The sequence below is a fragment of the Cupriavidus gilardii genome, from assembly GCF_013314895.1.
In the GTDB taxonomy this organism is placed as follows: Bacteria; Pseudomonadota; Gammaproteobacteria; order Burkholderiales; family Burkholderiaceae; genus Cupriavidus; species Cupriavidus gilardii_C.
Genome location: NZ_JABTYE010000004.1, coordinates 38,846 through 58,681, shown reverse-complemented (window position 1 = coordinate 58,681; position 19,836 = coordinate 38,846). Strand labels below are relative to the sequence as shown.

Genomic DNA, 19,836 nt, shown 5'->3' with positions numbered 1-19,836 from the left:
GCTCCTGGGTTCAGGCGCTCGATCGAGTCCGAGCGCGTTGGGCCAATTGCAGAGGCAGCTCGCGCAGCCGGGTGCCGGTGAGCTGGAACAGCGCATTGGCAACCGCCGGCGCGATCGGCGGCGTGCCGGGCTCGCCCGCCCCGCCGGGGCTTTCCCCGCTGTCGATGACATGCACTTCGATCACCGGCATCTCGGCCATCCGCAGCGCCGGGTAATCGTGGAAGTTGGATTCGCGCACCGCCCCGCGCTCGATCGTCACGCGGCCATGCAGTGCCGCGCTCAGGCCGTAGACGATGGCGCTCTCCATCTGCGCCCGCACGTTGTCCGGGTTCACCGCCACGCCGCAGTCGATGGCACAGACCACGCGATGCACGCGAATGGCGCCGTCCTGCAGCGATACTTCGACGGCCTGCGCCGCCACGCTGCCGAAGCAGGCGTGCACCGCAATACCGTGCCCTCGCCCGGCTTGCGCGCGGCGCCCCCATCCAAAGCGCTGCGCGGCCACCTCCAGTACGCGCCGATGGCGCGGTGCGTCCTTCAGCAACAGCATGCGATAGGCGAGCGGGTCCTGCCGGCTGGCGTGCGCCAGTTCGTCGACCATCGATTCCATCGCGAAGGCCGAATGGCTGTGTCCCACCGAGCGCCAGTACCACACCGGCACCGCGGTGCGCGGCGAATGCGCGACCACGCGGTGCGCGGCCGCGCCGAGGACATAGGGAGAGTCCACTACGCCTTCGACCGAGGTCGGATGCAAGCCTTCGCGTTCCGGATGATTGGACTGGCCGGCCATGCCGTGGCGCCATGCCAGCGGCCGGCCCGCACGATCGAGGCCGACGCGGATCCGATGAACGAAGCCGGATCGGTAGTAGCCGCCGCGCACGTCTTCCTCGCGGGACCACATCGTCTTGACCGGCGCGCCGGCGGCGCGGGCCACGTGCGTCGCCTCGGCGACGAAGTCCTGCACCGCCCGCCGACCGAAACCGCCGCCCAGAAAGGTGGTGTGGATCCGGACTTGCGCCGGCTCCAGCCCGGTGATCTGCGCCACGGTACGCTGCGCCAGCGTCTGCATCTGCGTGCCGACCCAGACATCGCAGCCGTCCGGTCCGATCCGCACGGTGCAATTGAGCGGTTCCATCGGTGTGTGCGCCAGATAAGGCAGCCGGTACTCGGCCTCGACCACGCGCTGGGCCTGCGCGATGGCGGCGTCGACATCCCCCGCCTCCAGAGCGATCGGCCCCGGCTCGCGCGCGAGCCGCGCGAAATCCCGCAAGAGTCCGGCACTCTCCAGCGCGGTGTCGGCGCCCTGCCATTCGATCTTCAGCGCATCCCGTCCCCGCTTCGCGGCCCAGTAATGATCGGCCAGCACGGCCACGCCGCTGGGCACGGCGACCACCTGCCGTACGCCGGGCACCGCCCGCGCGGCGCTGTCGTCAAACGACACCATCCTGGCGCCGAACGCCGGCGCGCGGGCAACCACCGCGGTCAGCAGGCCGTCGAGCTTGACGTCGATGCCGAAGCGCGCGCGGCCGGTGATCTTGTCGGCGGCATCAAGGCGCCGCGCGCCCTTGCCGATCCACTTCCAATCGTGCGCGTCCTTCAATCGCAGTGCGTCGGCGGCGGGTACCGGCAGCGTCGCGGCTTCGTGCACCAGCTCGCCATAGCGCAAGCGCTGCTCTTGATGCACCACCGCACCGCTGTCGGTGCGCAGCACGTCCACCGGGACCTGCCAACGCGCGGCCGCCGCCTGCAGCAGCATCGCGCGCGCCGCGGCGCCGGCCTGTCGGTAGCGCAGGAATTCGCTGCGCACGCTGCGAGAGCCGACCGTTCCCTGCATGCCTCCCAACATGGCGATGCCATAGGCCGGTGCCGCAGGCGCATGCTCGACGCGGATGCGCGTCCAGTCGGCGTCGAGCTCTTCGGCGATCAGCAGGGCCAGCGAGGTCCACACGCCTTGTCCCATTTCGGAATGCGCAAGCAATACCGTCACGCTGTCGTCCGCGCCGATGCGGAGAAAAGCGTTGGGTATGAACGGTGCCGGCTCGGCCGCCATGGCGACCTCAACAGGGTCGCCATCCAACAGTCGGCGCACCGATGGCACCGAAAAGCCGATCACCAGGCCCCCGCCGAGCACCGCGCCGGCGGCGAGGAAACGGCGCCGCGAGAGATCGAGCGGGGCCTTCACGACGTCCGCTCCCGCGACAGCTCGGCGGCCCGGTGGACCGCCGCGCGAATGCGCTGGTAGGTTCCGCATCGGCACAGATTGCCCGACATCGCCGCATCGATGTCCGCGTCCGTCGGCGCCGGGTTCTGCCGCAGCAGCGCGGACGCGGACATGATCTGACCCGACTGGCAATAGCCGCACTGCACCACGTCCAGTTCGGTCCAGGCCCGCTGCACCGGGTGGTCGCCGCCCGCGGACAGTCCCTCGATGGTGGTGATCCGCGCCCCCTGCACCGCCGAGACCGGCAATACGCAGCTGCGCTGCGCCACGCCGTCGACGTGAACGGTGCAGGCACCGCACTGCGCCATGCCGCAACCGAACTTGGTCCCGGTCAGGCCGGCCGCATCTCGCAACACCCACAGCAAAGGCATGTCCGGCTCGACCGGCAGGTCGTGCTCGGTGTCGTTGATGATCAGTTTCATGGTTCTGTTCTCCGCCGCGGCATTGGGCCGTCGTTGGCGCATTCTGTCGGCTGCGCCGCTGGCCCACAATCCGGCTGCCATTGCCAGGTCTATTCAATGGCGACGAACAATGGCCATCGACATCGGATGACACCGATGTCAGGAAGCGGATATCGGAGACACCGCCGGCGAGCGCCGGCGGCTTGTTGGAGGGACATCTGGCCAGGAGCAAAAAAGGGCTGAAATTCCGAACAGCATTTCCGGTGGCAGCTCGCAAACTCCGTGACGGCGCCGGGGGATGGCGTCATTCGATACCACCCGGGAGCCTGCGCCGATGAAGTCTTCAGTTCACTGTCTTTTTGCCGCCCTGTTTGCCGCGCTGTTTGCCGCGCTGTTGGCTGCCGGCGCCACGCTTGCGCTGCTGGCGCCCGGCGGCGACTCGGTAGCCGGCGGACCGTCCCTCCAGGGAGACACGGTCGAGACCGATTTTCAGCAAAGCCGGCTGAGATGCCAGTTTCTACATGGCGCCGATCTGGCCGACATCCACAAGATGCGTCGGTGCATTTCCCGAAAGACCTCCTCCGAAGTGGACGCCCTCCCCGCGGTTCAAGCCGACTGAGGCACCGGCGGTGCCTGCGCCGTTTCATCGCGTCGATGCGCCAATCGGTACAGCACCGGCAGCACCAGCAAGGTCAGCGCAGTCGACGACAGGATGCCGCCGATCACCACAGTGGCCAGTGGCCGCTGTACCTCCGCCCCTGTGCCCGTAGCGATCGCCATCGGCACGAACCCGAGCGAGGCGACCAGCGCCGTCATCAGCACCGGCCGCAGCCGCGTCAGCGCACCGAGGCGGATCGCCTCATCCAGGGGCTTGCCTTCCTCCCGCAGCGACCGAATGAACGAGAGCATCACCAGGCCATTCAGCACCGCGACACCCGATAGCGCGATAAAGCCCACCGCCGCGGTGATCGACAGCGGCAACCCCCGCAGCCACAACGCGAGCATGCCGCCCGTCAGCGCGAACGGAATGCCGGTGAACACCAGCATGCCGTCCTTGATGTTGTTGAACATCGCGAGCAGCAGCACGAGGACCAGCAGCAAGGCAACCGGCACGACGATCTGCAGCCGCTGCGTGGCGGAGCGCAACTGTTCGTAGGTGCCGCCCCAGCTCGACCAGTAGCCGGCCGGCATGCTGACGGAACGCTCGATTGCCGCCTGCGCTTCCGGCACAAAGCTGCCGATATCGCGGCCACGGACATTGGCACTGACGACGACGCGCCGCTTGCCGTTCTCGCGCGAAATCTGGTTGGGGCCAGGCGCGATCTCCAGCGAGGCGACCTCGGCCAGCGGAATATAGCTGGTCCGCGCATCGGCCCCACCGCTCTTCGGCAAGGCGATCGGCAGGCGGCGCAGCGCATCGATATCCTGCCGGACCGCATCGGGCAGCCGCACCGTGATGGCGAAGCGGCGATCGCCCTGGTAAAAAATGCCGGCCTCCTTGCCGCCGATGGCGATGGCCACGGCGTCCTGTATATCGGCCAGATTGAGCCCGTAGCGTGCCGCCTTGTGCCGGTCGATATGGACCGTCAGCATCGGCAGGCCCGTGGTCTGCTCTACCTTGACCTCCGACGCGCCGGGCACGGTTCCCACTACTGCGGCGATCCGCTCGGCGGTGCGGTCGAGCACCGCCTGATCGTCGCCGAACACCTTGACCGCCACGTCGGACCGCACGCCCGAAATCAGCTCGTTGAAGCGCAGCTGGATCGGCTGCGAGAACTCGTAGCGATTGCCGGGCAATTTGGCGGCCTCCGCCTGCATCGCGGCGAGCAGCGCCTCGCGGCTCTTGACCGGCGTCGGCCATTCCGACTGGGGCTTGAGCATGATGTAGCCATCGGAGATATTGGGCGGCATCGGGTCCGAGGCCACCTCCGCGGTGCCGGTGCGCGCGAACACCCGCTCGATCTCCGGGAATTTCGCCATCAGCGTACGTTCGAGCTGCTTCTGCATCTCGACCGACTGCGACAGGCTGGTGCCCGGGATGCGCAGCGTCTGAATCGCGATGTCGCCTTCGTTCAGGTTGGGGATGAACTCGCTGCCGAGCCGGGACGCGATGGCAAGGCACAGCACCACGGCTACGCCGGCGAAGGTCAGCACGACGGGCGTGTTCGCCAGCGACCGTTCCAGCCAGACGGCATAGCGCCGCCTGGCCCAAGCCATCAGCCGGTTTTCCTTCTCGCCGACCCGTTCGCCGATGAACAGCGCGACGGCAGCCGGAACGAACGTCACCGACAGCAGCATCGCGCCCAGCAGCGCCAGCACCACGGTGAAGGCCATCGGGTGGAACATCTTGCCTTCGACGCCGGTCAAGGCAAAGATCGGCAGATAGACGATCATGATGATCAGCTGGCCGAACAACAGCGGCCGCCGGGCCTCGCGCGCCGCGGCGAACACCTCCTCAAAGCGTTCGGATCGGGTCAGCGGCCTGCCGCGATGCGCCTGCGCATGGGCCAGCCGGCGCACACAGTTCTCGACGATGACGACCGCGCCGTCGACGATGATGCCGAAGTCCAATGCACCCAGGCTCATCAGGTTGGCGCTGATCCTGTAGCTCACCATGCCGGTGAAGGTAAACAGCATCGACAACGGGATCACCAGCGCCGTGATGATGGCCGCGCGAATATTGCCAAGGAACAGGAACAGCACCGCGATCACCAGGACTGCGCCTTCGAGCAGGTTCTTCTTGACGGTGGCGATCGCCTTGTCGACCAGCCGGGTCCGATCGTAGACCGGCACGATGCGTACGCCCTTCGGCAAGGTGCGGTTGATCGCGTCGACGCGCGCGCCCACCGCCTGTGCGACCGCGCGGCTGTTCTCGCCCATCAGCATGAAGACGGTGCCCAGCACCACCTCCTTGCCGTTCTCGGTGGCGGCGCCGCTGCGCAGCTCCCTGCCGATGCCGACCTCGGCGATGTCGCGCATGCGGATCGGCTGCCCTTGCGCACTGCCGACGATCACGTCGCCGATATCGGCCTCGCTGCGGACCTGACCCGGCGCGCGCACCAGATACTGCTCGCCGCTGCGCTCGATATAGCCGGCGCCGACATTGTCGTTGTTGCGGTCCAGCGCGGTGACAATATCGGACAGCGTCAGTCCATACGAGGCGAGCTTCTCCAGGCTGGGCGCGACCAGATACTCCTTGTCGAAGCCGCCGATCGAATTGACTTCGGTCACGCCTGGCACATTGCGCAGTTGCGGCTTGACGACCCAGTCCTGCAGTTCGCGCAGATCGGTCGACGTGTAGGGAGAGCCGTCCGGCTTGCGCGCGCCCTCCTCGGCTTCGACGGTCCACAGATAGATCTCGCCAAGCCCGGTCGAGATCGGGCCCATGGCCGGCGACACGCCGGCGGGGAGCCGCTCCCTCGCCTCCTGGATGCGCTGGTTGACCAGCTGGCGTGCGAAATGGATGTCCGTGCCTTCGTCGAAGATCACGGTGACCTGTGACAGCCCGTAGCGCGACAGCGAGCGGGTCTGCTCGAGGCCCGGCAGCCCAGCCATTGCGGTCTCGATCGGATAGGTAATCCGCTGCTCGGCCTCCAGCGGCGAATAGCCCGGCACCGAGGTATTGATCTGGACCTGGACATTGGTGATGTCGGGCACGGCGTCGATCGGCAGGCGCGTGTAGCTGTACGCCCCCAATGCCGCCATGCCGAGCACCGCGAGCAGCACCAGCCAGCGCTGCGCGATGGCGAATCGGATGACACGTTCGAACATGGCGATCTCCCGTGTCAGTGCTGATGCCCGGCAGCGTCCTTGCCGAGATCGGACTTCAGCACGAAGCTGTTGCGCGCGGCATAGCGGACGCCCGGCCGAAGCCCGTCGCGGATCTCGACCAGATGGCCGTCGCTGCGTCCCGGCACGACGCGCTGCGCGACAAACCCCTTCGGGCCGGCGACGAACACCACGCTGTTGCCGTCGACGTCCTGGATGGCATCGGCCTGCACCGCGACCGGAACCCCCACCTTGGCGGTCAGCACCTCGACCGTGACGAACAGGCCCGGACGCCAGGCCAGACTCGGGTTCGTCAGCGTGATGCGGGCCTTGGCGGTGCGGGTCTGCTCACCCAGCAGCGAGCCGACATACGAAACTTTCCCTTCCGCCTTGCTCTCCGACGCGGCAGAACGAATGCGCGCCGTCTCGCCGACCCGCACGTGTTCCAGGTCTCTGGCCGAGACCACGAACTCCGCCCAAACGGTCGACAGATCCGAGATCGTGAAGATATTGGCGTTGTCCGCGACGGCCTCGCCCAGCGCCAGGTGCTTCTCGACGATGACGCCGTCGAATGGCGCGCGCAGCTCGAACTGATTGAGGCGGGAAGCAGAGGCCGTGGCGCCGACCGCAGTCAGCTTCTGCTGCGCGTTATGCACGGCGATGCGGGCCTCCTCCAACGCTGCCTTCGCCTGCAGATAGTCCTGCTCGGCGGAAATTCTTTCTTCCCACAGCCTGCGCTCGCGCTGATAGGTCGCGCGGGCCAGCTCCAGGCGGCGTTGCGCGGCAAGCAACTCGCTGCGCTGATCCGACAGCGCGGTGCTGGCGATCACCGCCAGCAGCTGCCCCTTCTTCACCTGCTGGCCGAGCGTGGCCGGCACGCTTTCCGCCACCCCGGCCAGGCGCGGCACGACGTGGGCGGTGCGGTCCTCGTTGAAGCGAATTTCGCCGGGAAATTGCAGGGTGGACTGGATCGTCGTCGGGCCCGCCGTTTCGATCCCGATGCCGGCGCGCTGGATCTGTTCGTCGGTCAGTGCGATGGGTGCGTTGCCGTCGGCATGCTTGCCTGCGGCCGGCATTGCGGCCGATGCGGATGTGGAAACGGATGGTTGCCCGGCGCCATGTCCATGCTCGTCGCCGTGGTCCCCGTGCGGGTCCGCGGAGCCCGGGCGGCCGGTCAGCAGCACGGCCGCGGTCGCCAGCGTGCCGACCGCGAGAATGGCCGCGATGGCGGCCTTTTGCTTCGGTGTGATTGCCATGATCGAAATCGGTCCCGGTTAGCGTCCGACGATGCGGTCGATGGTGGTGGCCGCCTGATAGGCGCGGGCCAGCACGCCGAGGTAGCGGATGCGTGCCTGGAACAGCGTGCGCTGGGCGTCCAGCACATTGAGGAAGTCGAATTTGCCGGCTTCGAACCCACGCCTGGCGGCGTCGAAGGCGCGCTCTGCCGCGGGCAGCACAGTGCTTTTGAGCGTCTGCGCCGAGGTTCGCGATACCGCCAGCTCGTTGCTCGCCTGTTGCAGTGCGTTGGCCAGCCGGATCCGTTCGGCGAGCAATTCGTCCGCTGCCTTGTCGGCCCGGCGGATCGATTCGTACAGGTTGCCCTGGTTGCGGTCGAACAGCGGCAGCGGGATTGCCACGCCAAGCACCGGCATGGTCCGATTGGCCTCGTTGTCGCGCTTGGTGCCCAGGCTGACGGTGATGTCGGGATAGCGGCGGCTGCGTTCGACATCCACCAGCGCCTGCCGGCGCCCCACTTCGAGACGGCTGGTATGCAGCAGCGGCGAGTCCTCCAGCGCGGACAGCAGTTGCTCGGGCGCCGGGCGGGAAGGCAGCGCATCGAGATCGCCGCGGACTTCGGTGAACTGCGGCGCGGCATTGCCCCACAGCGCAGCCAGCGCCTGCCGGGACGACTGCAGTTCGGCGCTGGCATCGGCCAGTTCGAGTTCGGCATTGGCCTGCTCGACCGCGGCGCGGGTCTCCTCGAGCGGCGAGACCTTGCCCGCGGCCACCCGCCTGGCCGCGGCGTCGGCGCCCTTGCGCGCGATCTCGACCGAGGCGCTGGCCAGCCTGACGCGCTCCTGTGCCACCAGCACGCCGAAGAAGGCGGCGATCACGGTGGCACGCAGCTCGGCCTGGGTGCTGCGCCATTGCGCCTGGGCGACGTCGCGTCCCCGTTCGGCGGCAGATATCCGCGCGGCGCGCTTGCCGCCCAGTTCGATCGGCAGATTGACCTGCGCCGTGGTGGCGCGGGTCTCTCGCCGCGTGTCCTCGACGGCGACCGCCACTTCGGGATTGCGGAAGGTCCGCGCTTGCAGGATCGCGCCTTCGGTGGCATCGACCCCCCTGGCCGCGGCGGAAAGTGAGAAATTGCCCGCAGCGGCGAGCGCCAGCGCCGCGTCGAGCGTCAGCGGCTCAGCGGCCTCGCGTGGCCATGCGGAAGGGTCCGGCGCGGGCGGGTATGGCTGCGGCTGTGCGCCCACCCAACCGGGGACGTAAAGGATTGCCGCCATACATAGCGGCGCGATGAATCGTCGCATCGAATTGCACCTGGAAAAGTCACCAAGGGAAATCGGCGAGACGGAAATTCAGCCGGGAATCAGATCGAATCGGTCGTCTCGCCGCTCAAGCGAGACGTAGCCACTGTGGGCGATCGGGGGCGCGGGGGTGAAGCGAGCTGTAGTGGAAATCGTGCGTCAGCAGCACGGTCCGCGGCAGGCGCAGTACCGGCATGCCGGTCGCGTCGGGACGCGCAAATGGCAACGAGGCCAGATGGCAGGTGCCGCAGTCGGGATCGAACAGGCCGTTCGCGTCGGTGTCGTGTTCGGCGTCGGCCTTGATGTCGACTTGCCTGGTGTCAGCCTTGTAAGGCTCGACCTCGGCCTCGAACTCGGCCTCCACTTCGGCTTTGCCGTCGGCCCGATGCTGGTGCTGATGATGGCCTAGATGCCATTGCGCCGTCGGCCGCTGTTCGTGCTGGCAATAGGCGGTGGCCGCGGCCCAGACGGACTGGAGCGGCAACAGCATGACCAGCAGGATCAGGAAAAACCGGCGCATCGACGATCGGGACAAGGGCTGCGGGCAGCGGGAGGCGGGGTGCCTCCCGAGCGGCACAGTGTACCGCAAACGCCCTGTCCCTTCTGCTGCCGACCGATGCGCGCGCGTCCCGCCAGGGCCGGCTCGTCGACGAGTTCGCCGCGGGCGACTTTGTTCAAGGTGTTCGTCCCTCCGGCAAGCGGACCAGCGCCATGTGCCGTCCCGGATATCCGCTTCTGGTCAGCTTTCCTCGACATTGTATTTGGCAGAACCGGACACTAAGCTCGACCTACGCATGCATGTCGGCACAAGCCCCAAGCGGCTTGCAATCCCCCACGACTCACTACGAACGAGGAGTCGACGACATGAACATCCTACGGCGATGGCCCAGGATGGCGCTCGCGTGCGCCATGCTTGCGGCCCTGACAGCATGCGGCGGCGGCCACGACGATGACGACGGTCCCGAAGCGGCACCGACCATCCAGCTGCTCTCATCCTCCCCCGACTACGTGACCGGCGGCAACGCGTTGATCGATATCACCGTGCCGCGCCACATCAGGCTCGATCGCCGCCCGCTGCAGATCCAGCTCAACGGCGACGACGTGACGCGGGAGTTCCGCCCGCTGCTGGACGATCTTCGCCATTTGCAGGCGGTGGTAACCGGCCTGCGTGACGGCGAAAATACGCTAACAGCGAAGATCGGCCGCGAAACGGCCACGCTGAAGATGACCAACTACCCGATCACCGGGCCGGTCATTTCGGGGCCGTGGCAAACGCCGTTCATCTGCCAGACCGAAAGCTTCGTGCTGCCGGATGGTTCGCGTCTCGGTCCGCCGCCCGACGCCAATTGCAGCGTGACCACGCGCGTGCACTACGTCTATCAGAAGAACACCGGCGGCGCGCTGGTGCCGATGCCGAGCACCACGTCCCTGCCCGCCGATGTCGCCAGCACGACTACGCTGGACGGCCGCACCGTGCCCTTCGTGGTGCGCGTGGAAACCGGCACGGTCAATCGCGGCATCTACCAGAACGCCGTGCTGCACGATCCCACCAGGGAGTCGGCCCCCACGCCGCTCAAGCCGCCGAAGGCGTGGAACAAGCGGCTGATCGCGGTCGAGGGCTTCGGCTGTCCGGGCGGCTGGTACATCCAGGGCGCGGCGCAGGGCAATATCTCGGTCGCGGGGTTCGACTTCACGCTGCTCAATGTCAGGCGGCTCGGCGAGGGCTACGCCACGTTCGCCAATACGCTGCAGCACGCGTCGAACAACTGCAACGCGGTGCTGGCCAGCGAGGCGGCGATGATGTCGAAGGAGGCGGTGATCGAGACCTTCGGTGTGCCGGTCTTCACCGTCAGCGCCGGCTGCTCGGGCGGCTCCTATGGCAGCTCGCAGCCCGCCGACCGCATTCCCGGCCTGTTCGACGGCGTGCTGATTGCGTGCACCTTCCCCGACCCGCTGTCGATCGCGCTGTCGGGCTCGGATGGGCATCTGATCACGCACTATCTGATGGGCAATCCGAACGCGCTGACAGACGCGCAGATCGCGGCAGTGACCGGCTACAAGAGCCGCAAGGCCTTCGAGGATGCCGCCAATCAGGCCGGCCGTACCGATCCGGTGCCGGCACGGCAGGACTTCCCGGGCTACAACTCGGGCGTGTTCAATGCCGCCGTGCCGCAGGAGCTGCGCTATCACCCGGTCAATAATCCGACCGGCGCGCGCCCGACGGTGTACGACGCCGCCAGGAACATCTACGGCATCGACAAGGCCACCGGCTTCGCGCTGCGTCCATTCGACAACGTTGGCGTGCAGTACGGGCTCGCGGCGCTGAACGGCGGCGCGATCACGGTCGACCAGTTCCTCGATCTGAACGAAAAGGTGGGCGGCTACGATCAGGATGCGAACTACGTCCCCGCCCGTTCGCTCGGTGATCTCGGCGCGATCCTGCGGGCGCAGCAGTCCGGTCTGCAGCTCGGCGGCAACGGCGGTCTTGCCACGATCCCGGTGTTCGACGTGACGGGGACCTATAACGAGGACACGGCCTATCACTACCAGTGGTTCCATTTCGCGCAGCGCGAGCGGATGCTCAAGGCCAACGGCGATACCGCCAACCACGTGATGTGGCGCGGCAACCCGGTGCCGGCCGATACCGCGTGGGACACCTTCATCCGCTGGGTCGCTGCCTACAAGGACGACAAGTCGCCGACGCCGCAGAAGCAACGGGTCGTTGCCCACAAGCCCCAGAACGCGGTCGACGGCTGCTGGCGGTCCCAGACCGATTTCGTGGCCGAACCGCAGACCCTGAGCAGCACACCGGACACGACCTGCAATTCGCTGTTCCCCTCGTGGACCGCGCCACGCATTGCAGCCGGCGGCCCGATCTCGGGGGACGTGATGAAGTGCACCTTGAAGCCGGTCAATCCTGCCGACTACAGCGTGCCGTTCACGCCCGACCAGCTGAACCGGCTGCGCGCGATCTTCCCGACCGGCGTCTGCGACTGGACCCAGCGCGGGGTCAATCAGACTGGCGTGGTGCCGAACGGCTCGTTCGGTCCGTCGCCGGTGAATCTGGTGTTTGATATTACGAAGTCGTGAGGTTGGCGGGAGTACGGGAGCCGGGCCACTGGGTCGCTCCCGTCCCCGCCCCGCGCGCGGCTGCCGTCCGCTGGCCGTCAAAGCACGGACGGCCGGGCCTTCGCATTCGGACGAAAGCAGCTACGGGAGGATGCCGAGCCGAATCTTCGTCTTGATCTCCCCCAGCCAGTCCTCCCTGTAATGCCGGGCGAGGCGACAGATCTGCCCTGGCGTCACGCCCGCCGTGCGAGCAAGTTGCTCAAGCGACGTCAACGAATCGATCCACCCCAGACGAGCCGTCGCGACGATTGCGGCCTTGTCTGCCGTTGACAGCAGGATCAGGGCTTGTGGCAGCCGCTTGTTTGCATGCAGCCAGGCAAGCAAATGCAGCTCTCCGTCGTCCAAGGCCTGACAGTGGGGATGAGCGAGTACCAGGTCGACCAGTTCGCGTCTCCCGACGGCATGCCTTCGACTCAAGCCACCGACCAGGGCGCTGCGGTCCACCGTAATACGACCGGGATCGGAAAGATCGCCGGTAAGCGCCTCTTCAATACACTTCTCTACCGTTTCAATTGCGTAACGCTCGCAGATGGCGGACCAACACCCCGTCCGGAACGCCTCCAGGATGATGTTGGTGTCGACGAATACCGTGACCTTCGCCATGCGATGTCGGCCCTCATAGCTCGAACGGTGCCGGAAGAGAATGCTCGGCGAACAGGTCGCTCAACATCGGCAGGCTCATGCCCATCGCCTTGGCCGCCTTGCGGGCAGAGAGTTGACCGCGATCGATGGCAGCGTGAAGCATGCTGACGAAGCTGTCGGAGAAGCGCTTCGGTTTCCGACCGGCACTGAATCGTTGACGCTCTTTGCGAAGTCCGTCCCGCGTAGCAGCGTCAATACGTTTCATGTTGTACAGACGCCAGGCCAGCGCAATGGGACAAACGCGCAATTCAGCGGCGACATCGGCGAGATGTTCGATATCCGAGCATCGCCGTGGGTCGATCAATTGCCCGAGAGAGTGGCTCGGCATCAGCAACGCCGCGGCGAAATTGTCGGCAAGTTGCTCGATGCGTTTTACCCTTCCCCGCGCTTCGGACGAGTTCGACTCTCGGCGGTCGGGTTTCATGGCGTCCCATGTCAGCGCATGGAACAGCTCGTGAGCGAGATCGAAGAAGCGACGAGCCTCGGATTCGTTGCGATTGATCAGGATCACGCCGAGATCCTGCAAGTGACAGGTCGCGCCCGAAATGGAGTCGCCTCTGGTCGTTTCGACAGCGTCGACAAACAGGACCGGGATATCCAGATCGCGCTCGATACGCTCGGCAAGCCGCTCAGCCGGAACCGTGCCCAGGTCCAGCGCGGCAACCAAGGCCTCGGCGCGAGCGATGGCGTCCTCGAACGACGACTGCGCACTCAGGCGCAAGCTATGCTTGAGCGGGTTGGTGCCGCCGCCCTGCCCTTCGCGTAGCCAGCGCAGTAAGCCGATCCATTTTCCCGCCCGGGACTCGAATCCATCGAGCTCGACTTCCGGCACGCTGGGCGCCGCTCGCCAGGAAAACTGTGCCTCACCTGCGACGGCGAACGGGTCGAGAAAAAAATCGACGTCTCGGTCCAGCAGTTCGGATATGGCAAGCATTTCGTCCGACTTCAGGGCGCGCTTGCCGTTTTCGATATCGGATACCGATTGCCGGTCGTTCAGGCCGAGCGCCTGGGTGAGTTGATCCTGCGTCCAGCCTTTGGCCTCGCGTGCCGCCTTGACCCGATACCCGATCAGCTTTTGCGAGATTCGCTCGAACATCGTCCGCCTCCCAGTGAACCCGCATCTTATTCTTGCGAAACGCATTTCGCAAGATGAGCATGCAATCTGCTTTCGGCAATACGAGATTAGGTGGCCTATAGATCATATGTAAGGCTAGCGTGGCGATATCGAGGGTCAGGGGGTGCTATCGTCCGCACCTGGCCTCCCGAGCCACACACCTAATGACCTTGTTGGAAGGAGACAACCTTGAAGCCACGCATCACGTGCCTGGCGGCGATTGCCTTGATGGCGAGCGCCGCGGCACACGCCGCCTACCCCGAACGTCCGATCAAGCTGATCGTGCCCTTTCCGCCCGGTCAGGCGACCGACATCTTTGCGCGCGCGCTTGGCGAGCGGCTGGGCAAGCAACTGGGGCAGTCGGTGGTGGTCGAGAATCGTGCGGGCGCCGGCAGCAATATCGGCATGGAACTGGCCGCTCGCGCGGCGCCCGATGGCTATACGCTGGTGATGGCCGGCAGCGCGATGGCGATCAACCAGACGCTCTACGCGTCGATCGGCTACGATCCGCGCCGCGATTTCCAGGCGATCTCGGGTGTGTTCTCCGTGCCGCTGGTCTTCCTGTCGACGCCGTCATCCGGAATCACCTCGCTGCGCGATCTGATCGGCAAGGCGAAGGCGGCGCCGGGCAAGCTGAGCTACGCCAGCGCCGGCATCGGCGGCACGCAGCATCTGTCGGCCGAAATGCTGAAGGCGCGCGCCGGCATCTTCATGGTTCATATCCCGTACAAGGGCAGCGGCCCTGCGCAGGCGGACTTTCTCGGCAATCAGATTCCCGTGATGGTCGACTCGATCACCGCGGCGCTGCCGCTGATCCAGTCGAAGAAGGCGGTACCGCTGGCGGTCACCGCGGGCAAGCGCGTGCCGCAGCTGCCCAATGTGCCGACCGTGCAGGAACAAGTGGTGCCGGACTTCGAGGCGCTCGGCTGGGCGGTGCTGATGGCGCCGGCCGGCACGCCGCCGGCCATCGTGTCGCAGCTGAACGCCGAAACGGTGAAGGCGCTGCAATCGCCCGAGCTGCAGAAGTTCATCGTCGACCGGGGCTCGGAGCCGATGCCGATGTCGCCGGAGCAAACTGCGCGTTTTGTCGACAGCGAGATCCGCAAATGGTCGACGGTGGTCAAGCGTTCTGGCGCGAAGGTCGATTGATGCGGTTGCAGTGATGTCCCGCGCGGCGCGACAAGCGATCGCGCGGGACGAGACGCATCAGTTCTGCGCGATCGCGGAACCGTGCTGCGCCAGCGGCGTCACCTTCATCTCCATGAACGGATACAGCGGCAACGAGGTCAACAGCGCATGCAGTTCGTCGTTGTCCTTGACATCGAAGACGCTGACGTTGGCGTACTGGCCCACCACGCGCCACAGATGGCGCCACTTGCCTTCGCGCTGCAGCTGTTGCGACAGCGCCTTCTCGTCGGCCTTGAGCTTCTCGACGGCTTGCGGGTCGGCGGACTGGGGAATGCGGACGGTCATTTCAACCATGAAGAGCATGGCCATCTCCTGCGGGTAGCGGTACGGTCAAAGACAGCAGACGCCGTCGAGATAGGCCTTGCGCCAGCGCGTGATCCGCACTTCGGCGAACAGGCCCGCCTGATGGAACGGATCGGCTTCGATCAGCGCCTGCGCGGCCTCGCGGGTATCGACATCGACGATATAGACCCCCCCGCCTGCATCGCTGCCATCGTCGTTCAGCTTGGCGCCGCAGGCGAGCAGCAGCGCCTTGCTGGTTTCGAGAAACGCCAGATGCGCGGGCCGCTGGGCCTTGCGCACGTGCTGGTGGTCGGGCTTGTCGAAGGTTTCGATGATGTATGGCATCGTGTCTCCTGTGTTGTCGTTGGAAAAGCGCGGTCGTCGATGGGAACGCCCGCGATCAGGCCTTATCGCAAGCCGAGCATCCGCTCGATATCGAGCATCAGCGCCCGCAACTGCGGCCCGGCCTGCTTCTCGACCGTCGCGAAACTGCCCTGCCGAACCGGCACGCCGCAGTTCAGCACGAACAGTTGCGAACCGACCGGCTGGCACATCGGCACGGCGAAACCGTAGACCTCGGGCCGCCATTCGGCGCGGTTGGTGCAGTAGCCTTGCCGCTCGAGGTCGCGGCGCGCGTCCGCCAGCCGTGGCTGCAGGCTGGCGAAGGCTTCCGGATCCTGCAGCCGCAGCTGATTGAGCACCGCATCGCGCTCGTGCGCCGGCGCACGACACAACCACGCGCGTCCGATGGCCGTGGTAAGCATCGGCAGCGCGGCGCCGATCTCCGGGGTCACTATCAGGCTGTCGGTCGAGCGCGCGGTCTCGACATAGATCATCTGCGTGCGGTCGCGGATACCGAGCGACACGGCGCCGCACATCCGGTCGGCCAGCGCCTTCATCATTGGCCGTGCCAGCTGACGCAGATGCATGCTGGCCAGCAGCGGATAACCCATCGACAGCACCGCCGCACCGAGCCGGTATTTGCGCAGCACGGTATCGTGGCGCAGATAGCCCAGCGCCGTCAACGTGTGCGTCAGGCGGGCCACGGTCGTCTTCGACAGCCCGGTACGCTCGGCGAAATCGCGATTGCCGAGCATCGCGTCGCCACTGTCGAAGGCCAGCAGGATGTCGATGCCATTGGCCAGCGTGGCCGCGAACTGGCGGTCCTTGTCGGCAGGCTCCTTCGTGCGCGAAAGGGACGGCGACACGGACTGCGACACGGACTGCGCCGCGCTGGTACGCGAACCGGCGCGGGAACCGGGGCGCGTCACCGGCTCGTCCTCAGTGCAGCCTCGATCCTGGCGACCATCCGCAGAAGGCGCGGCCCCATCTGCCGCTCTAGCTTGCGCGGCGTCATCCGCACGCCCAGCACGCCGCAGTTGAAGACCATGATCTCGCCATCGATACGCGTCGGCAGCGGTGCCGCCACCGCATGAATGTCGCTCTGCCATTCGCCGCGCGAGGTGCAGAAACCGAACTTGCCCATCTCCTGCCGTGCGTGTTCGAGCGAAGGCGCCTGACGTCGAAACTCCGCCGGATCGGCCTTGCGCAAGGCCGTCAGTACTGGTCCGCTCTCCTGCGGCGACGCATGGCACAGCCAGGCCCGGCCGATCGCTGTGAGCAGCATCGGCAGCGTCGCGCCGATATCCGGCCGAAACGCCAGCGCATCGTGGCCGCGGCTCGTCTCGACATAGACCATCTGCGTGCGGTCGCGCAAGCCCAGCGACACGGACCCATCGATCTCGTCGGCCAGCTGCTTCATCAGCGGCCGCGCCAATTGGCGGATGCGAAGCGTGGCCAGCAGCGGGTAGCCCAGCGCCAGCGTGGTCGATCCGAGCCGATAGCGGCGCAGTTGCGCGTCGTAGCGCAGCAGACCGCGTGCGGCAAGCGTGTAGGTCAGCCGGCTGACCGTCGCCGGCGACAGGCCGGTGCGCTCGGCCAGTTCCTTGTTGCTGAGCACGCTGTCGCCGATGCCGAAACACTGCAGCAGCGACAGCCCGTGCGCGAGCGTGGTGGCAAACGCTGGATCGGGATGATGAGGGCGAGGGGCCATCGAAGGCGGCGGTTCGAGATGTATGAAAGACGGAGGCGGCACGCCGCGCGCATCGCCTCGCTGGCCTCGATCATAGCGCGCCCGGCCGCTTTGGCGTCGGCAAGTCGTTCAAGATAGCGAAACAACGATCCACTATTTCCGCCTGCATTGCTACGCTGCCTTCCACTCCGATGCCGGACCGCAGGGCATGCCTCGCGATCCGCTGCCAACCGCAACAGGAAGCCATAGCGATGATCCGAGACTCCGACACCTATCCCGCATTTCTGGCGCAACTGCGCCGCTTCGTGCAGCAGCGCCTGGTGCCGCGCGAGGCCGAGGTGGCATCGTGCGACGAGGTGCCGGCCGACCTGGTCCAAGAGATGGCCGACATCGGGCTGTTCGGCTTTTCGATTCCAGAGGCCTATGGCGGCGCCGGCATGACCACGGAGGAGCTGGTGCTGGCGGCGATCGAACTGTCGCAATGCTCGGTGGCCTTCCGCGCGCGCGTCGGCACCAATACCGGCATCGGCTCGGAAGCGCTGGTCGCCGACGGCACGCCAGAGCAGAAGCAGCGCTATCTGCCGCGCCTGGCCAGCGGCGAGATCACCGGCTCCTTTGCGCTGACCGAGCCCGAGGCCGGTTCGGATGCGACGGCGCTGACCACGTCGGCGCGCCGCGATGGCGACGACTATGTCATCAACGGCACCAAGTGCTTCATCACCAATGCGCCGATCGCGGGACTGTTTACGGTGATGGCGCGCACCGATCCCGATACCACCGGCGCCTCCGGCATCTCGGCCTTCCTGGTCGAGCGCGGCACGCCGGGCCTGAGCACCGGGCCGGCGTACCGCAAGATGGGCCAGGAAGGCTCGCCGGTGTCGGAGGTCCATTTCGACGATTGCCGCGTGCCGGCCGCCAACCTGATTGGCGGTGTCGAAGGCCAGGGCTTCCGTACGGCGATGAAGGTGCTGAACAAGCAGCGCATCCATCTGTCGGCGCTGTGCATCGGACCGGCCATCCGCATGCTCGACGATGCGATCCGCTTCGTCAGCACGCGCAAGCAGTTCGGCGAACCCTTGTCGAGCTTCCAGCTGGTGCAGGCGATGATCGCCGACTGCCAGACCGAGATCCACGCGGCCCGCGCGCTAGTGCTGGAGACCGCGCGCCAGCGCGACCGCGGCGAGGACGTGACGATGCAGGCGTCGATTTGCAAGTACTTCGCCTCGGAGATGTGCGGGCGCGTTGCCGACCGCTGCGTGCAGATGTTCGGCGGCTACGGCTATATCGCCGACTACGGCATCGAGCGCTTCTATCGCGACGTGCGGCTGTTCCGCTTGTACGAGGGCACCAGCCAGATCCACCAGCTCAATATCGCCAAGCGCACGCTGGCGCAGGCCGGCGCCTGATCCTCGCGCCGCGGCCGATATAAAACAACAGGAGACACCATGTTCAAGACCCTTGTCGCCGCGATGGCGCTGGCGATCGGCACTGCCACGCTCAGCGGCGCGGCCCGCGCCGAAGCGCCCTACCCCAGCAAGCCGATCCGGCTCGTGGTGCCGTTCGCGCCCGGCGGTTCCTCCGACATCCTGGCGCGCCTGCTCGCCGACCGACTGAAGACCGAACTGGGCCAGGTGGTGGTGGTCGAGAACAAGCCCGGCGCGGGCGGCAATATCGCCGGCGAGAGCGTCGCGCGCGCGGCGCCGGATGGCCATACGCTGCTGCTGGCCGCGGCCGGACCGACCGTGATCAATCCGAGCCTGTACAGCAAGATGCCGTTCGATCCGGCGCGCGATCTGGCGCCGGTCACGGTGCTGGCGCGCGAGCACAACCTGATGGCGGTCAAGGCGCAGTTGCCCGTGCGCAACCTGTCGGAGTTCCTGGCCTATGCGCGCAGCCATCCGGGCGAGCTGTCGTTTGGCTCGCCTGGCAACGGCACCGTTGCGCATCTCGGCGGCGAACTGCTGAACCGCACCGCCGGCCTGCAGATGCAGCACGTGCCCTACAAGGGCAGCGGCCCGGCCGTCGCCGACCTGATGGCCGGCCATATCGACCTGATGATCGACAACATGCCGGCGCTGCTGGCCCAGGTGCAGGCGGGCAAGCTGCGGCCGATCGCGGTCGCAAGCGACAAGCGCGCCGCCGCGCTGCCCGATGTGCCGACCTTCGAGGAGGCCGGCGTCAAGGGCTATCTGGTCACCGCGTGGAAGGGCCTGATGGCGCCGGCCGGCACGCCCCGGCCCGTCATCGCGAAGCTGCACGAGGCCTGCGCCCGTATCCGGGCCACGCCGGAGATGCGCAAGCGGGTGATCGAACTGGGCGCGGAACCGGTCGGTAACAGCCCCGAGGCGTTTGCCGCGCAGATCCGCAGCGAGACGGCCTGGTGGGCCGCACAGGTCAAGGCGACCGGCACGCGACTCGATTGAAGCCGCTTGAAGCCGCTTGAAGCCGCCTGAAGCCGCTCGAAGCTGGTTGAAACTTCTCGCTCACGCCCGCGTATCCCGTCTGTCGTTGCCGCGAAAGCGGGA

Annotated in this window: 17 protein-coding genes; 5 read left to right on the top strand and 12 right to left on the bottom strand. The window is 66.7% G+C overall.

Translation table 11 applies throughout. The features are described from left to right. Positions 1 to 10: 10 nt before the first annotated feature. Both HTY53_RS05105 and HTY53_RS05100 read right to left on the bottom strand, forming a co-directional pair. A complete protein-coding gene (locus tag HTY53_RS05105) occupies positions 11 to 2,182 on the bottom strand; it encodes a xanthine dehydrogenase family protein molybdopterin-binding subunit (RefSeq protein WP_174105400.1) in 2,172 nt (723 codons plus the stop codon). Then, on the bottom strand, positions 2,179 to 2,643 hold the full coding sequence (locus HTY53_RS05100; RefSeq protein WP_174105399.1) for a (2Fe-2S)-binding protein: 465 nt from the start codon (positions 2,641 to 2,643) through the stop codon (positions 2,179 to 2,181). The genes HTY53_RS05105 and HTY53_RS05100 overlap by 4 nt, the downstream gene beginning before the upstream one ends. Before the next feature lie 277 nt (positions 2,644 to 2,920). Between HTY53_RS05100 and HTY53_RS05095 the strand changes: the two genes are divergently transcribed. Further along, positions 2,921 to 3,241 carry a hypothetical protein gene (locus HTY53_RS05095; protein WP_174105398.1) on the top strand — a complete coding sequence of 107 codons (321 nt, stop codon included), beginning with the start codon at positions 2,921 to 2,923 and terminating at the stop codon, positions 3,239 to 3,241. Here HTY53_RS05095 and HTY53_RS05090 read toward each other — a convergent pair. From HTY53_RS05090 to HTY53_RS05075, 4 genes are all read right to left on the bottom strand, one after another. Then, the gene (locus HTY53_RS05090; protein WP_174105397.1) at positions 3,229 to 6,393 is read right to left on the bottom strand and encodes a CusA/CzcA family heavy metal efflux RND transporter; all 3,165 of its coding nucleotides are present in this window, start codon (positions 6,391 to 6,393) and stop codon (positions 3,229 to 3,231) included. The two genes, HTY53_RS05095 and HTY53_RS05090, sit on opposite strands and share 13 nt — an antisense overlap. Before the next feature lie 14 nt (positions 6,394 to 6,407). Further along, positions 6,408 to 7,646, bottom strand: a complete 1,239-nt coding sequence (locus HTY53_RS05085; protein ID WP_174105396.1) for an efflux RND transporter periplasmic adaptor subunit — start codon at positions 7,644 to 7,646, stop codon at positions 6,408 to 6,410. Between the two features lie 18 nt (positions 7,647 to 7,664). Then, positions 7,665 to 8,927, bottom strand: a complete 1,263-nt coding sequence (locus HTY53_RS05080; protein ID WP_174105395.1) for a TolC family protein — start codon at positions 8,925 to 8,927, stop codon at positions 7,665 to 7,667. 85 nt (positions 8,928 to 9,012) lie between these two features. After that, complete coding sequence (locus HTY53_RS05075) at positions 9,013 to 9,444, bottom strand: cobalt-zinc-cadmium resistance protein (protein ID WP_174105394.1); 432 nt, start codon at positions 9,442 to 9,444, stop codon at positions 9,013 to 9,015. A gap of 389 nt (positions 9,445 to 9,833) precedes the next feature. Here HTY53_RS05075 and HTY53_RS05070 point away from each other — a divergent pair, with 389 nt between their 5' ends. After that, positions 9,834 to 12,014 carry a DUF6351 family protein gene (locus tag HTY53_RS05070; RefSeq protein WP_174105393.1) on the top strand — a complete coding sequence of 727 codons (2,181 nt, stop codon included), beginning with the start codon at positions 9,834 to 9,836 and terminating at the stop codon, positions 12,012 to 12,014. A 120-nt stretch (positions 12,015 to 12,134) separates the two neighbouring features. Here the strand turns inward: HTY53_RS05070 and HTY53_RS05065 are convergent, their stop codons facing one another. Next, positions 12,135 to 12,656: a hypothetical protein gene (locus tag HTY53_RS05065; protein WP_174105392.1), complete on the bottom strand. Its 522-nt coding sequence runs from the start codon at positions 12,654 to 12,656 to the stop codon at positions 12,135 to 12,137. A 13-nt stretch (positions 12,657 to 12,669) separates the two neighbouring features. After that, positions 12,670 to 13,791 carry an XRE family transcriptional regulator gene (locus tag HTY53_RS05060; RefSeq protein WP_174105391.1) on the bottom strand — a complete coding sequence of 374 codons (1,122 nt, stop codon included), beginning with the start codon at positions 13,789 to 13,791 and terminating at the stop codon, positions 12,670 to 12,672. Between the two features lie 246 nt (positions 13,792 to 14,037). Between HTY53_RS05060 and HTY53_RS05055 the strand changes: the two genes are divergently transcribed. Beyond that, entirely contained in the window at positions 14,038 to 14,958 is a 921-nt protein-coding gene (locus tag HTY53_RS05055) for a tripartite tricarboxylate transporter substrate binding protein (protein WP_174105563.1), read from the top strand. Between the two features lie 57 nt (positions 14,959 to 15,015). On the opposite strand, the gene catC is transcribed toward HTY53_RS05055, so the two are convergent. From catC to HTY53_RS05035, 4 genes are all read right to left on the bottom strand, one after another. Further along, positions 15,016 to 15,300, bottom strand: coding sequence for a muconolactone Delta-isomerase (gene catC, locus HTY53_RS05050; RefSeq protein ID WP_174105390.1), 285 nt, complete (start codon positions 15,298 to 15,300; stop codon positions 15,016 to 15,018). 27 nt (positions 15,301 to 15,327) lie between these two features. Next, positions 15,328 to 15,624, bottom strand: coding sequence for a YciI family protein (locus HTY53_RS05045; RefSeq protein WP_174105389.1), 297 nt, complete (start codon positions 15,622 to 15,624; stop codon positions 15,328 to 15,330). A 62-nt stretch (positions 15,625 to 15,686) separates the two neighbouring features. Next, a complete protein-coding gene (locus tag HTY53_RS05040; protein ID WP_174105388.1) occupies positions 15,687 to 16,499 on the bottom strand; it encodes an IclR family transcriptional regulator in 813 nt (270 codons plus the stop codon). A 47-nt stretch (positions 16,500 to 16,546) separates the two neighbouring features. Beyond that, entirely contained in the window at positions 16,547 to 17,332 is a 786-nt protein-coding gene (locus tag HTY53_RS05035) for an IclR family transcriptional regulator (RefSeq protein WP_174105387.1), read from the bottom strand. Positions 17,333 to 17,562: 230 nt separating this feature from the next. On the opposite strand from HTY53_RS05035, the gene HTY53_RS05030 reads away from it, so the two are divergent. Together HTY53_RS05030 and HTY53_RS05025 are read left to right on the top strand one after the other, a co-directional pair. Then, positions 17,563 to 18,717: an acyl-CoA dehydrogenase family protein gene (locus HTY53_RS05030; protein WP_174105386.1), complete on the top strand. Its 1,155-nt coding sequence runs from the start codon at positions 17,563 to 17,565 to the stop codon at positions 18,715 to 18,717. A 39-nt stretch (positions 18,718 to 18,756) separates the two neighbouring features. Beyond that, the gene (locus HTY53_RS05025; protein WP_174105385.1) at positions 18,757 to 19,734 is read left to right on the top strand and encodes a Bug family tripartite tricarboxylate transporter substrate binding protein; all 978 of its coding nucleotides are present in this window, start codon (positions 18,757 to 18,759) and stop codon (positions 19,732 to 19,734) included. Positions 19,735 to 19,836 lie beyond the last annotated feature (102 nt).

Excerpts from the sequence above, each read along its gene's own strand:
- HTY53_RS05030 (WP_174105386.1), top strand. The coding sequence starts at position 17,563 with ATGATCCGAGACTCCGACACCTATCCCGCATTTCTGGCGCAACTGCGC.
- HTY53_RS05060 (WP_174105391.1), bottom strand. The coding sequence starts at position 13,791 with ATGTTCGAGCGAATCTCGCAAAAGCTGATCGGGTATCGGGTCAAGGCG.
- HTY53_RS05055 (WP_174105563.1), top strand. The coding sequence starts at position 14,038 with ATGGCGAGCGCCGCGGCACACGCCGCCTACCCCGAACGTCCGATCAAG.
- HTY53_RS05075 (WP_174105394.1), bottom strand. The coding sequence starts at position 9,444 with ATGCGCCGGTTTTTCCTGATCCTGCTGGTCATGCTGTTGCCGCTCCAG.
- HTY53_RS05085 (WP_174105396.1), bottom strand. The coding sequence starts at position 7,646 with ATGGCAATCACACCGAAGCAAAAGGCCGCCATCGCGGCCATTCTCGCG.
- HTY53_RS05095 (WP_174105398.1), top strand. The coding sequence starts at position 2,921 with ATGGCGTCATTCGATACCACCCGGGAGCCTGCGCCGATGAAGTCTTCA.
- HTY53_RS05080 (WP_174105395.1), bottom strand. The coding sequence starts at position 8,927 with ATGCGACGATTCATCGCGCCGCTATGTATGGCGGCAATCCTTTACGTC.
- HTY53_RS05065 (WP_174105392.1), bottom strand. The coding sequence starts at position 12,656 with ATGGCGAAGGTCACGGTATTCGTCGACACCAACATCATCCTGGAGGCG.
- catC (WP_174105390.1), bottom strand. The coding sequence starts at position 15,300 with ATGCTCTTCATGGTTGAAATGACCGTCCGCATTCCCCAGTCCGCCGAC.
- HTY53_RS05025 (WP_174105385.1), top strand. The coding sequence starts at position 18,757 with ATGTTCAAGACCCTTGTCGCCGCGATGGCGCTGGCGATCGGCACTGCC.
- HTY53_RS05045 (WP_174105389.1), bottom strand. The coding sequence starts at position 15,624 with ATGCCATACATCATCGAAACCTTCGACAAGCCCGACCACCAGCACGTG.
- HTY53_RS05070 (WP_174105393.1), top strand. The coding sequence starts at position 9,834 with ATGCTTGCGGCCCTGACAGCATGCGGCGGCGGCCACGACGATGACGAC.
- HTY53_RS05090 (WP_174105397.1), bottom strand. The coding sequence starts at position 6,393 with ATGTTCGAACGTGTCATCCGATTCGCCATCGCGCAGCGCTGGCTGGTG.
- HTY53_RS05035 (WP_174105387.1), bottom strand. The coding sequence starts at position 17,332 with ATGGCCCCTCGCCCTCATCATCCCGATCCAGCGTTTGCCACCACGCTC.
- HTY53_RS05100 (WP_174105399.1), bottom strand. The coding sequence starts at position 2,643 with ATGAAACTGATCATCAACGACACCGAGCACGACCTGCCGGTCGAGCCG.